11 protein-coding genes are annotated in these 12,868 nt (G+C 49.5%); 3 read left to right on the forward strand and 8 right to left on the reverse strand.

Features of this window, described 5'->3' with window-relative positions; all coding sequences use genetic code 11:
* Positions 1 to 100: 100 nt before the first annotated feature.
* On the forward strand, positions 101 to 523 hold the full coding sequence (locus WH46_RS18675; RefSeq protein ID WP_017813179.1) for a hypothetical protein: 423 nt from the start codon (positions 101 to 103) through the stop codon (positions 521 to 523).
* 217 nt (positions 524 to 740) lie between these two features.
* On the opposite strand, the gene WH46_RS18680 is transcribed toward WH46_RS18675, so the two are convergent.
* Both WH46_RS18680 and rpsN read right to left on the reverse strand, forming a co-directional pair.
* Positions 741 to 2,447 (reverse strand): carboxylesterase family protein, encoded by a 1,707-nt coding sequence (locus tag WH46_RS18680; protein ID WP_046227886.1) that lies wholly within the window; start codon positions 2,445 to 2,447, stop codon positions 741 to 743.
* A 331-nt stretch (positions 2,448 to 2,778) separates the two neighbouring features.
* Positions 2,779 to 3,048, reverse strand: coding sequence for a 30S ribosomal protein S14 (rpsN, locus tag WH46_RS18685; RefSeq protein ID WP_046227887.1), 270 nt, complete (start codon positions 3,046 to 3,048; stop codon positions 2,779 to 2,781).
* A 232-nt stretch (positions 3,049 to 3,280) separates the two neighbouring features.
* On the opposite strand from rpsN, the gene WH46_RS18690 reads away from it, so the two are divergent.
* Together WH46_RS18690 and WH46_RS18695 are read left to right on the forward strand one after the other, a co-directional pair.
* On the forward strand, positions 3,281 to 4,594 hold the full coding sequence (locus WH46_RS18690; protein ID WP_046227888.1) for an MFS transporter: 1,314 nt from the start codon (positions 3,281 to 3,283) through the stop codon (positions 4,592 to 4,594).
* Between the two features lie 452 nt (positions 4,595 to 5,046).
* The gene (locus tag WH46_RS18695) at positions 5,047 to 6,027 is read left to right on the forward strand and encodes an LCP family protein (protein WP_197088292.1); all 981 of its coding nucleotides are present in this window, start codon (positions 5,047 to 5,049) and stop codon (positions 6,025 to 6,027) included.
* A 139-nt stretch (positions 6,028 to 6,166) separates the two neighbouring features.
* On the opposite strand, the gene WH46_RS18700 is transcribed toward WH46_RS18695, so the two are convergent.
* The 6 genes from WH46_RS18700 to rhaI form a co-directional block, all read right to left on the reverse strand.
* Positions 6,167 to 6,898, reverse strand: coding sequence for a LutC/YkgG family protein (locus tag WH46_RS18700; RefSeq protein WP_046227889.1), 732 nt, complete (start codon positions 6,896 to 6,898; stop codon positions 6,167 to 6,169).
* Positions 6,891 to 8,414 (reverse strand): LutB/LldF family L-lactate oxidation iron-sulfur protein, encoded by a 1,524-nt coding sequence (locus WH46_RS18705; protein ID WP_046227890.1) that lies wholly within the window; start codon positions 8,412 to 8,414, stop codon positions 6,891 to 6,893. The genes WH46_RS18700 and WH46_RS18705 overlap by 8 nt, the downstream gene beginning before the upstream one ends.
* Positions 8,411 to 9,139 carry a (Fe-S)-binding protein gene (locus WH46_RS18710; protein ID WP_046227891.1) on the reverse strand — a complete coding sequence of 243 codons (729 nt, stop codon included), beginning with the start codon at positions 9,137 to 9,139 and terminating at the stop codon, positions 8,411 to 8,413. Before WH46_RS18710 ends, WH46_RS18705 begins: the two co-directional genes overlap by 4 nt.
* A 231-nt stretch (positions 9,140 to 9,370) precedes the next feature.
* Positions 9,371 to 10,129 (reverse strand): DeoR/GlpR family DNA-binding transcription regulator, encoded by a 759-nt coding sequence (locus WH46_RS18715; RefSeq protein ID WP_046227892.1) that lies wholly within the window; start codon positions 10,127 to 10,129, stop codon positions 9,371 to 9,373.
* Positions 10,130 to 10,150: 21 nt separating this feature from the next.
* Entirely contained in the window at positions 10,151 to 11,626 is a 1,476-nt protein-coding gene (locus WH46_RS18720; protein WP_046227893.1) for a rhamnulokinase, read from the reverse strand.
* Positions 11,623 to 12,843, reverse strand: a complete 1,221-nt coding sequence (gene rhaI / locus WH46_RS18725) for an L-rhamnose isomerase (protein WP_046227894.1) — start codon at positions 12,841 to 12,843, stop codon at positions 11,623 to 11,625. Before rhaI ends, WH46_RS18720 begins: the two co-directional genes overlap by 4 nt.
* Positions 12,844 to 12,868: the final 25 nt, after the last annotated feature.

The raw sequence follows: 12,868 nt of genomic DNA on the forward strand, positions 1-12,868 counted from the left end.
CCGATAGCTGTTCTGTATTATGATAGAGGATGGATTCTCAACTTCCAGAGATATGACGACTATTATAAATGATTTGCAGCATCAAGCGAAAGGAGTCATCATGAAAGCGTATATTTTGCTATTTATCACTCTTCTGGCTGGCTCTGCAGGTATTCCGTCCGCGTATGCGGAGCCTGTAATCGAAGCCGATGTTCCTAAACCAGCAGAAGCCCAGGAGCAGACGGGTTCCTCTTCTTCATGGGAATACCCGATTGTTCATTTCCGTAATAACACGTACCGTATTATTATGCAGCAGCCTGTCAGCAGCACCAAGGTGGGTCCACGACTAGGTCGGGTACAGCGGAACATCAGCAGTTTTGATGAAGTGGAAGAAGGTAATACACTGATTGATACAAGCTATCAAAACGGCGATAGCAATGTGCTAAAAGTGGAAGCCCCGATCTACAAGATGCGCAAGCACAGCTCACGGGAGTGCATTGTCGTCAGCCATATGAACAAATACTACAAAGCCTACAAAAAATAGCATGAAGCCGCCGTATCTTAGGGATTGACTATCCGGAGATACGGCGGCTTTTTACGTTTGTCCTATAGCATTTACTGTACCTTTATTGGTCTATTGCAATTTTTAGTGTTCTGATTGTCATTGTGTTCTTGGAGCACATCATTATAGTAGCTATACATGAACAGTAGCCACACATAAACGACTGCTATTGATCTCTACCTTCTGTTGACGGATTAAGTCAGTATTGCGGCTGAATGAAAAAGCGTCCTTTCAGTACTTTGTCCCATACGATTGCAGAAGCTTCTGCTGTCAGCGAGGAACGGACCTGCTTTTGCAGCGCATTATAATCCGGTGTACCTTTGATCAAGCGCAACTGTACCTTGGTATTGGTAGCATCAAAGCGTATCAGCTGACCGGATTGCTGCCAGGTTGGCCATTTCAACTGTTCCCCGCTGCCTGTAGTGCCGTTATAAAGAAAACTCTTGATATAAGCGCGATAGTGATGCATTAACTGGATACGCCCAGCTGCATTATCTGATTTATAAAATTGCTTCGGGAACATGGCGGCAAAGCTGCTACCGGCAAAATTGCCACTCAGGAAATCCAGATCAACCCCATGCGTAGCAGCTACATATTTGGCGGGTGCCTTCAGATCATTCACACTGTTACCCCAGGCAAAACGGTAGGCATAGATATTGCTCGCGTTTTTGTCCTGGCTGTATTTGTCAGCCACCTGGTCGGCATTAAAGGATGAATACAGCTTGCTGCCATAAGCGGTCGCCTGCCAGAACTGCTTTTCTGTAGCTTTATCCCATGTATTCTTGGTAAAGCTGCTCATAAATACAGGATCATAAGCTGCAAATCCATTAAATTCATTCTCCATACTGCCAATTAGCATCGGTACACGGTTGTAATTGCCTTTGCCGATAATATCGAATCCTTCTGTAGGCAGTACATGACCATCTGCGAATAGATGCGGGAATTCGGACATACGAATCATGACACTTCCTACTGCCTTGACCAGCAGTTTGCCATCCAGGGAACGCAGCGTCTTCTGAAGCTCCAACGCATCGGTCTGTTGCAAATACTGTATGCCTTCCTCTTCGGTAGACACTTTGCCAGCAGATACCAGCACGTTAGCCAATTTGCGGTTGGAATAAGCTTCACCTTCAGCCGGTGTCGAAGTGGTCATGCCTCCACTAAGTGGCATAACTTTGGCAAACAATCCTTTGGCAAGCGGTGAAATAGTCAGTGCGAGTACATCGCGGGCACCTGCTGATTGGCCTGCAAGAGTCACATTATGCGCATCGCCGCCAAAGCTGTGAATATTCTGCTGCACCCATTGGAGAGCCTGAATCTGATCTAGCAGCGCAAAGTTACCCGAATCTTCGGCGGCACGACCGGTGTGAATTGCCGGATTATTCATCCATCCCAGCAGACCAAGCCGATAATTAATCGTCACGACAACCGAGTTGGTACTTGTTGCCAGCGATTGGGCTTCCAGTGAAGCTCCGCTGCCGGTAACATTACCTCCCCCATGCAGAAAGACCAGTACGGGCAGATTATCTGTACTCTGATGAGGACGGTATATATTCAGATACAGACAGTCTTCGCTTCCGGTAACCTGACCACTCGATAGCTGCATACATACAGGTGGCAGCTGGGTCGCATCATGGGATTGTTCCGGCGAAGCTGCTAGCGGCTGCGGCGCGCGCCATCTTAATTCATCCACCGGCGCCTGAGCATAAGGAATACCAAGCCATGCCAGCACATTACCACCGCCTGTCTGAATCCCGTTATACCATCCCTGCACCGTATGCTGCTTGGTATGGGATGAATAGGCATACATATCCGAATCACCTCCTGTAGCTGCACCTGCTGTTCCTGCCATACTAAACAACAGTATAAGTATGATGATACCTGTAAACCATCTGTTTTTCTTCATTATAGACCTTCCTCCTGTCAATGCGATAATCATAAAAGTTATATGGTTATAACCTGTATGCAAAGAGCATGTCCTGTTCCAGGAATCCATTTTGCCCATAAAAAAACCTGATCCAGCAGTGAACCATGCAACGCTGCACGTTCACTGCCGAATCAGGTTTCGCCTGCATAACCAGTAACAACCCTTCTTCTAATAGCCAGTATAGCATTTTATATAGCGCTTACAATAGTTAAAAAGTACCGATCGTTTATATTCCGAGCCGAAGCAGGGAAAGTTATTCTTTCCCTGCTGTATGAGCATAGGAGTTGCGGATAGACACTATTTGCGCTAATTACCAGCTGGATTTGGTTACACCCGGGATTTGCCCTTTGTGAGCCAGCTCACGGAACATGATCCGTGACATTTTGAATTTGCTCAGGTATCCTCTAGGTCGACCCGTAATCTGACAACGACTGTGCAGACGTGTCGGTGAAGAATCTCGTGGCAGTTTGCTTAGTGCTTCATAATCCCCTGCTTCTTTGAGTTGACGACGTTTCTCTGCATATTTGGCTACCAGCGCTTCACGCTGCTGCTGACGGATCACTTTAGACTTTTTGGCCATATTTATACACTTCCTTTTATTTAATCGTAATAATTACTATTTAGAAGTATAACGTATTTTTTACCTGCTGACAACTATACAGAGCAATGCCATTTACAAAAGATTCACATATCTGTTTTCCATACCTGGGACGTTCTGTAAATCATCCTATAGGCGGAGGAAGTTATACTTTTCTCTCCTTATGATACATATATACATACTTTATTTGATTTAAGGAAAAGGAGGATACTTTGTGGAAACCCATCGATCTCCCGGTAATGATCCAACAGTAGCTTCACTGCTGCGCAACCGGGCTTACCGGACACTTATTACTGCGCAATTGATTTCCAATCTGGGCGACTGGCTGCATCTGCTTGCTCTATTGACACTGGTCGGTATCAAATGGCAGGCTACACCCATGCAGATTACATGGGTAACCCTGTGTGCGGTTGTACCGATGCTGCTTGGGGGGCCTTTTGCCGGGGCACTCGCCGATCGGCTGAATCGTAAATGGCTGATGATTATCTCGGATGTACTGCGCGCAGGGCTTGTATTCGGTCTTATTTTTGCCGATCAGCTGTGGCAGGTGTATATTATTCTCGTCCTCAAAGGATTGTTCGACGTACTGTTCTCGCCAGCCAAGAGTGGCAAGATCAAGGAAGTTGTGCCGCAGGAGCATCTGCAGCAGGCGGTCTCAATCAGTTCCTTTATTGAACAAGGTAGCAAAATCGCCGGACCGGCTCTCGGAGGACTGCTGTTGGCTGCTGTTGGTATTCATTGGTGCTTTGTGATCGATGCCTTTACCTTCCTCCTATCGGGAATTATCCTGCTTGCTCTGCCGGGTCATGCCCTGTTCGATACAGTCGATGAAGAGGATACAGTCCGAACACAGGAACGACAGCGTTCTTTTCTCTCGGATACGGCTGCCGGGCTTCGTTATCTGATCCGTATCCCTGTTATTGCCTATGGGACTCTGTTGCTCTGTCTGGTGCTGCTGGTGCTTCAGCTGGCAGATTCGCAAACGATTATTCTGCTGCGCCAGATTCCAAATATTAACGAGGATCTACTCGGCTGGTGTATTACCGCGAGTGGTGTAGGTACATTACTCGCTGCCCTGCTCTGTGCTCGAATCAAAAGCTCCCATTTGCTGCAGATGAGCCTGGGCGCTGCATTGATGGGTATCGTATTTGGGCTCGCCGGTCCTTTTACCGGTATGCTGCATGCGGGATGGCATACGACGTTTATCCTGACGTCTTCTTTTTTACTCGCAGGTATAGGCGCGGGATTTACCTTTATTCCTTTCCAGATTATGCTGCAGGAGCAGACGCCTGTACATATGACCGGTCGTGTGTTCGGTACAGTTAACAGTCTGACATCTGCCAGTTCGGTCGCCGGACCACTACTGGGTGGTATCCTCGTTACTGCGTCGGGTGTGATACCGGCATTTATACTGACCGGCGCTTCGCTTGTGGTGATGAGCCTGGCTATTTTATGCATCAAAAAATGGATCGATATCCGACAGTCCAAGCAGGCTATACCGACCGCTGTTCATCAGCCGCTCAAATAATCGACGAAGATAAAACTATCGTAAATAGCAGCAGCCGCTTCTTCTGGTTACGAAGAAGCGGCTGCTGCTATTTACAGCTTGGATCACGCTGTAGATAACATCCTGCCCAGCGCATAATGAATTAACGATTGATCCGATTATTTTTTATGAACTGTTATATTAATGGGTTTTTATTAATCCTTATGCGATAATGATCGCTAAATAACTCGTTTTCATTATGTAACTAAAAAGATAAAATGACCAACTTAACGAATATATTAATCATTTTAATCATTCATATATTAAGTTTATATTCTTTAAAATTGACAAAATGATTTTAAATAATTATGATTTATAAGGTTATTATTGCAGGAGAAACTTCTGTTATATGCAGAAACAACCTAATAATCCCTCCAAAATGTCAGATGTATGGGGCGATTATTACTATTTATTATTACCAGGGAGTTGATCATTTGTTATACAAGCTGCTTCGACAATGGAAATGGATACTGCTGCTGTTGCTGCTTACCGGTGGGGGTATTGCTGGTTACTATACATATTCTGTTGTTCAATTTGCGAATACCATCTCGGTAGATCCTGCTGATCCGGCCGGCGCAGATGCCCAGGAGACAACTTTCCGACTACCTGAATGGGATGGCAAAGACCCTGTTCATATTCTGCTGCTTGGTACCGATTCACGGGAGGTGGATAGCAATGGACGGTCGGACTCCATGATGGTCGCTACAGTTGACCCAGTCAGCAAAAAAGCCTATCTGATGTCCATTATGCGGGATACGTACGTAAATATTCCCGGACATGGACGCAGCCGAATCAATGCTGCCTATTCGTATGGAGGTGCTCCACTCGCTATGGAGACAGTGGGCCAGCTGCTTGGTGTTCCGATCAACAGTTACGTTACTATCGACTTTGAAGGCTTCAAAGCGCTGGTTGATCAAGTCGATGGTGTAGATATTGATGTAGAGAAAGATATGCATTATACCGATGGCGGCGATGGACACCGTTACGATATTAATCTCAAAAAAGGCTACCAGACACTGGATGGTACCCATGCTCTGCAGTATGTAAGATTCCGGCATGATGCCACGTCGGACTTTACACGTACTGAACGGCAGCGCAAGTTCCTCGCTGCACTGGCTGCCAAAATGCAAAGCTCTACTTCTATCGTCAATCTGCCAAGTATTCTCAAAGCAACCGCTCCTTATATCCAGACCAATATGTCTGCCTCCACGATGCTCAAACTGGCTGGACTCGGCATGGATGTGAATGTCGGCAATATCGAGAAACTGCAGATTCCTCCTACCCCTCTACTGAAGGAAGAAACGATCCATGGCGCCGCTGTACTGGGCGTAGACGAGACGTTACTGCGCAAGTATATTCAGGATAAGCTGTCAGATAATGATGAAAATAACGATCCAAGTACAGCTGAACAATAAATAGCTAAAATACAAGCCAATCCATAAAAGCGCCCTTCTGCGGACTTTCCAATTCGCAGAAGGGCGCTTTTGTGGGTACATTTTGTGAGTACAAGAACGTAATTAGGATCTCGGAATTACGACGCTACCGAATAAAATTCTATCCAACCAGCAGTGTATAAATAATACCCGGACCATGTACCCCTATAGTCAGATCATTCTCAATATCCGACGAACGGCTGGGGCCGGAGATAAAATGCATACCGGCAGGCAGATGCTCTCGTCCAATCTCGTCCATCGGAATCAGTAGCTCTCCGAGTCGGGTATACAGACGATCCACCGGCAGAATTACGATACATACGGTCGGCAGCAGGCTGACCGAGCGACCCTGATGCGGAGTCGAAGTAACCATCACGGTGCCGGTATAGGCAGCCGCACCGTCTGCCATAACCACGCCGATATCGGCCTCCGCTGCCCGGGCTTTCCAGGCTTCATCCGGGTCACTATTCCAGCTGGAAATCTGTACATCCGGCAGTCGTTCTTCCAGGCGCAGTTCTGCCAGTTCAGGCTGCTGCTGACGAATGAGATAACGGGCATTCATCTGTACAGCATGATCGGCAATAAATCCCGCTGCTTGCTCCATGGTCTGCAGCCGAACCACATGACCGCCCACCTCCTGAAAATGGGTCGTGAACTTGTCAATCCGCTGCTGCGCATCCCACTCAAATTCACTCCATAACGCCGGTGTTCCACGGTACGGATGATCCGGCGCTTCCGTCATACGCGGACGGCGGAGCCGGGTCGAGATATTGTCTATAAAGGCTTGCTGGCTGATACGGGACTGCTCTTCCAGCTTATTCAGCCAATCAGGTGTAGATTGTGAATTACTCATGATGACCTCCCTGTATACCGCTGGCCCGGCGCTGACGAAGAATCTGCTCCATCCGGTCCCTGGTCTCTGCGTTCATCGGAGGAGCCGTCCGGCGTGTATCTTCCGACAGCTCCTGCCAATTCTCACGGAAAGAATGATCCGCCATGGGCGAAGTCACACGATACGTATTCCAACCTTTCAGCGGACCAATTTTCAGTGTGATTCCTTTGTTGTGAACAACCGGTTTTTGGGCAATACGTCCCATTTTGAGTGCCAGATTCAGCCGTTTGGAATTAGCCATCAGCACAGCAAATCCCTTCATGCCGAGCGCTTCCCAGCGGTTGCCGTGTCCTCGTTCCACTTTGCGGCGGCGTAGGTAGACCAGCATATCGTGCAGCGGAATCTTGACCGGACAGGCTTCCGAGCAGGCACCGCACAGACTGGATGCATTGGCGATATCATCCCATTCCGCGACATTGCGGTTCAGAGCCGGTGTCAGCACCGCACCGATCGGGCCGCTGTACGTACCGCCGTACGAGTGACCGCCAATATGCCGGTAGACCGGACATACATTTAGACAGGCACCGCAGCGGATACAATTGAGCAATTCCTGGAACTCAGGATCGCCCAGCTGCTCCGAGCGTCCATTATCTACGATAATAATATGCATTTCTTCCGGACCATCCCCGTCGGCAGTACGTTTCGGGCCAGTGATACCGGACATATACATGGTCAGACGCTGACCGGTAGCAGACCTTGGCAGCAGTGTCGCCATAACCTCCAGATCTTCCCACGACGGAATAATACGCTCCATGCCCATCAAAGTAATCTGGGTCTTCGGCAGTGTTGTTACCATACGGGCATTGCCTTCATTTTCAAAAAGCACCATTGATCCGGTCTCTGCAATCGCAAAGTTGCATCCGGTCATTCCGATATCCGCTCCAAGAAACTTCTCGCGCAGCTTGCGCCGCACATAACCCGCCAGAATGGTCGTATCCGGCGGTAGCTCTTCCCCGGCATCCTCTGACAGCAGCTCAGCGATCTGATAGCGGTTTTTGTGGATCGCGGGAATTACGATATGTGATGGTCCTTCACCGGCAAGCTGGATAATGTATTCTCCCAGATCACTCTCAATCGTCTCGATCCCTGCCAGCTCCAGTGCACGGTTGATATGCAGCTCTTCAGATACCATCGATTTGGACTTGACCACCGATTCGGCCTGCTTATTCCGGGCAATTGTCATGACGATATCGGTCGCTGCCGCTGTATCCGGAGCAAAATGTACATGTACACCGTTTTTGCGGGCATTGTCTACAAAAAGATTCAGATAATAATCCAGATGGGCGATGGTATGCAGACGAATCTGCCGACCGCGTTCCCGCCACTCTTCCCAGTTGCCATGCTCTGCCGATGCAGCCTGCTTGCCGCTGCGTAGCCGCTCGGTCGTGAACTTGACAGCATTACGCAGAAAGTCATTATTCAGTGCGACGCCGGCTCTTTCCTTGACGGTGCCCTGTGTGGATTGTGCCGGATTCATGATACCCCCACCCCTTCATACAGCAGCTCTGCCAGATGCATAACCCGTACCTGTTCACCCCGATGGCGCAGATTACCGGCAATATTCATCAGGCAGGCCATATCCAGTCCGACCAGTACCTGTGCTTCCGTTTCCTTGATATGATCTACCTTCTCTTCCACCATCGCACCCGAGATATCGGACATCTTCACGGCAAATGTCCCTCCGAACCCACAGCAATCTTCGGCAAAAGGCAAAGGCACCAGCTCCAGCCCGCGTACCTGCGACAGCAGCGCGATCGGCTCTTCCTTGACCCCAAGCAGGCGGCTGCCATGACAGGATGGGTGATAGGTAACTTTATACGGAAAATGTGCCCCCACATCGGTGATTCCCAGCACTTGAACAAGAAACTGGGTAAATTCATACGTCTTGGCTTCCAGTTCATGGGCAAGCTTCAGCCAGTAGGGATCATCTTTGAACAGTTCCGGATAGTGATGCACCATATAGGTACAGGAACCGGATGGTGAGACGACAAAATCGCTCGATTCAAACGCTTTCAAAATCGTTTTGGCAGCGGTTCGTGTTTCTTCCCAATAGCCGCTATTATACGAAGGTTGTCCGCAGCAGGTCTGTACCGGTGGAAAATCCAGCTGTACGCCATGTGCAGCCAGCAGACGAACCATGGCTTCTCCTACACGGGGATAGATGGCATCGCTCAGACAAGTAATGAACAATGATACTTTCATGCTGCACCTCTTTTCGCTCCATAATACACAAAAGATGGCAGTATGCAGGAAACCCGGCTGCCATCTTTTCATTTTGTGCTTCGGTCGTGATGCTAATATGGTACATTTATTCCGATTGCATGATATGCAAAATCCAAAAATCCGCTCTGTGCTTGTATTTGCTATCGAAGCGGCTTGGACTGTGAGCATTAAATAATTTTGCTTATTTTATCAAATTTCCATAACACTCGCTTAGACGATGGTCATCTGGAGTTCACGTTCTTCCAGCTGGCGGATGGTTTCCTGGGGAAGTCGGGTATCGGTGATCAGATGATCGACCTCGCCAAGATCCATCACATGGGCAAAAGCCTGTACACCGAATTTGCTGGCATCGGCCAGTAGAATGACCTGATCAGCCATACCGACCATCTTTTGCTTGACCCGCGCCTGCAGTTCATTGGATTCGCTGATACCACGGTCCAGATGAAGACCTTTGCAGGATAGAAACAGCTTGTTCACATAGTACGTATCCAGTGAACGCTCTGCCAGCGGACCGACAAAGGATAGTGAGCGGGAAACCAGCTGGCCGCCGGTCGAGATGACTTCAATCTTCTCTCTGGTGCTGAGCTGGGTCGCTACACGAATCGAATTGGTCAGTACGGTCAGCGGAATATCCGGCAGACTCGCTGCCATATACCATGCTGTCGTACTGGCATCCAGCAGAATCCGGTCCTGCGGCTGAATCAGCCTCACCGCTTCTTCGGCAATGCGCCGTTTCTCTTCGGTGTGCATAATCTCGCGCTCCGAGAATGGGGTCTCCGGCTGTTCATCCTTGACACTGACTGCGCCGCCGTGCGACCGTTTCAGCAGCCCCTGCCGCTCCAGCCGGTCCAGATCGCGGCGAATCGTCTCTTCGGTGACCTGGCAGCGCTCACTCAGCTCCGTCACCCGCATACTGCCTTTCTCATTCACCAGCTTTACAATCATGTCATACCGTTCCGCGACTAACATAATGTCCTCAACTCCGAATCGTTATTGTACGGGAATCGCCGTCAATCTCAGGAAGCGTCCGTAGGCATCTTCCCACGCTTCACTCTCCTGCGGTTCATATACATCCACCGGAAAGGAATCTCGGATAACCGCCCGGGCTTCCCGGATATCGCTAAATGTCCCCTGTGCTATCCATTGTACCGCTAAATTGCCAATCGCGCTTCCCTCTGCCGGTCCTGCCCATACCGGGCGTCCGAGTGCATTGGCTGTCCACTGGCATAACAGACGGTTCTGGATTCCTCCACCGACCATATGCAGCCCGTCGAACTGCTTGCCTGACAGCTGTTCGGTCTGCTCCAGTACATAACGATATTTTAATACCAGACTCTCAAAAATGCAGCGGGCTACCGCACCATACGTATCCGGCAGCTGCTGTCCAGTCTGGCGGCAATATTGACGCACCCGGGAGCGCATATCACCTGCATGCAAGAACAGTGTATCATCCGGATCGATAAAGGAAAGAAATGGCTCCGAACCTGCTGTATGCTGAATCCATTCGCTGTAGGAAGCATGATGACCGTCACGCTCGCACTCCCGCTTGTATTCCTGAAAAATCCATAGTCCCATAATATTTTTGAGCAGCCGATAGGTACCATAGGCGCCGCCTTCATTGGTAAAGTTCAGTTCTCTTGCCTGCTCGGTAATGACCGGTTCGGATACTTCCGTACCCATTAGCGACCAGGTCCCACAGCTCAAGTAGGCAAATGAATCCGATAATGCCGGAACAGCGACTACTGCCGAAGCCGTATCATGCTCTGCCACAGCCGTAACCGGAATTGCAGGCAGCCCCAGATCCACCATTAGGGAAGATCGGAGATTCCCTGCGGGAGCTCCGGGCTGTACCGGTCTGCCGAACCAGGATGAAGGAATCCCGATATGCGACAGTAGCTTGCGATCCCAATCCTGCTGCCTTGAATTATACATCTGGGTCGTTGTTGCATTGGTAAATTCATTGATCATCTCACCGGTCATAAAATACCGCAGCAGATCCGGAATCATCAGAAAACGCTCTGCCTCCTTGAGCACCGGAGAACCTGCCCGGCGCATGGCCGCCAGTTGATACAATGTATTAAAGCTCAAAAACTGAATGCCGGTCGATTCAAAAATCTGTTCTGCTCCGAATTCTTGCTGCATCTGTTCCATCACGCCATGGGTATGCCAATCCCGATAATGGGACGGGTTCGCAAGCAGCTCACCCGTACGTCCAATCAATCCAAAATCAACTGCCCAGGAGTCGATACCGATACTTTCGGGCAGCATTCGTTCCTGCTTCGCGATGATCAGTCCCTGCTGGATCTCATGATACAGGCGCAGTATATCCCAGTAGAGGCGATCTCCCACCTTCACCGGATCATTGCTGAACCGGTGAATCTCCTGTGTCACGATCCGGTTATCATTCAGTCTGCCGATAATCGCTCTGCCGCTGCCTGCTCCAAGATCATAGGCAAGGATGGTCACCAGCTGGCACCACCTTTGCCTCTCGCCAGAATCGATTGTCCGTAGCTGTCTGACAGGTACGCTTTCATCGGATCAAGCGGCAGTCCCTGTTCTTCGCGCACGGCATGCAGCAGCGGAGTCACATCGAATTCAAATGCACGACGCACGGCATCTTCTGCGCCCAGTACATCATTATTCGCCTGGGCTTCCGCGACTTCATCATGATTGATCAGCAGCGCTTTGGCATACTGGGTCTGTACATTCAGTACCGAGCGGATCATTGCCGGAATTTTCATTTCGATATTATGCGACTGGTCAATCATATAGGCGATATTGTTCACCGCCTGCACAAGACGGTCTTCCCCGCTCTCTGCCGCATCCAGAATCTGATAGAAGATCAGGAATAGCTCATACGGATTGATTGAGCCGACGATCAGATCATCATCCGCATATTTATAACTATTAAAGTGGAATCCGCCCAGGCGGCCTTCATCGATCAGATAAGAGACGATATGCTCCACGTTTGCTCCCGGCAGATGATGACCGGTATCGACCAGCACATGTGCCTGCTCGCCCAGCTTGACTGCGTAATTGTATGCCATCCCCCAGTCGGCAATATCCGTATGGTAAAAGGCCGGCTCAAACGCCTTGTATTCGATCAGCATACGCATCTCCGGTGTCATCGCACGATACATCTCGCCAAGTGCTTCCAGCATCCAATTTTTGCGCTTGCGGATACTGCCTTGTCCGGGATAATTGGTACCATCGGCGAACCATAGACTCAGATCACGCGAACCGGTTTCTTTGGCTACATCGATACATTCCAGCAGATGATCCGTTGTTTTGCGGCGAATAGCAGGATCGCTGTTGGTAACGCCGCCGAGCATGTATTCTTCTTCCTGGAACATGTTCGGATTGATCGCGCCGATCTTCAGATTGAGGCTTTCCGCGTGGCTGCGCAGCTTGCCATAATCTTCCACTTTATCCCAAGGAATATGGATCGCTACCGATGGACACAGACCAGTGACTTTGTGCACCTGCGCAGCATCTTCCAGTTTCTCGAATGGATCGCGCGGAACGCCTTCTTTCTGGAATACTTTGAAGCGGGTACCGGAATCACCATATCCCCAAGACGGCGTCTCAATTTGTAGCGCTTTCAAACGGGATTTGATTAACTCCAGATCCATTCCCCTGTTCTGCTGCTGTTCCTCGAATAAAGCATAGGCCTTGTCTGTCATCCTGTATCCTCCTCCATAAGTTTTG

This window comes from Paenibacillus dauci, from assembly GCF_000971985.1.
Lineage (GTDB): Bacteria > Bacillota > Bacilli > Paenibacillales > Paenibacillaceae > Saccharibacillus > Saccharibacillus dauci.

Excerpts from the sequence above, each read along its gene's own strand:
- rpsN (WP_046227887.1), bottom strand. The coding sequence starts at position 3,048 with ATGGCCAAAAAGTCTAAAGTGATCCGTCAGCAGCAGCGTGAAGCGCTG.
- WH46_RS18675 (WP_017813179.1), top strand. The coding sequence starts at position 101 with ATGAAAGCGTATATTTTGCTATTTATCACTCTTCTGGCTGGCTCTGCA.
- WH46_RS18715 (WP_046227892.1), bottom strand. The coding sequence starts at position 10,129 with ATGTTAGTCGCGGAACGGTATGACATGATTGTAAAGCTGGTGAATGAG.
- WH46_RS18705 (WP_046227890.1), bottom strand. The coding sequence starts at position 8,414 with ATGAATCCGGCACAATCCACACAGGGCACCGTCAAGGAAAGAGCCGGC.
- WH46_RS18710 (WP_046227891.1), bottom strand. The coding sequence starts at position 9,139 with ATGAAAGTATCATTGTTCATTACTTGTCTGAGCGATGCCATCTATCCC.
- WH46_RS18680 (WP_046227886.1), bottom strand. The coding sequence starts at position 2,447 with ATGAAGAAAAACAGATGGTTTACAGGTATCATCATACTTATACTGTTG.
- rhaI (WP_046227894.1), bottom strand. The coding sequence starts at position 12,843 with ATGACAGACAAGGCCTATGCTTTATTCGAGGAACAGCAGCAGAACAGG.
- WH46_RS18700 (WP_046227889.1), bottom strand. The coding sequence starts at position 6,898 with ATGAGTAATTCACAATCTACACCTGATTGGCTGAATAAGCTGGAAGAG.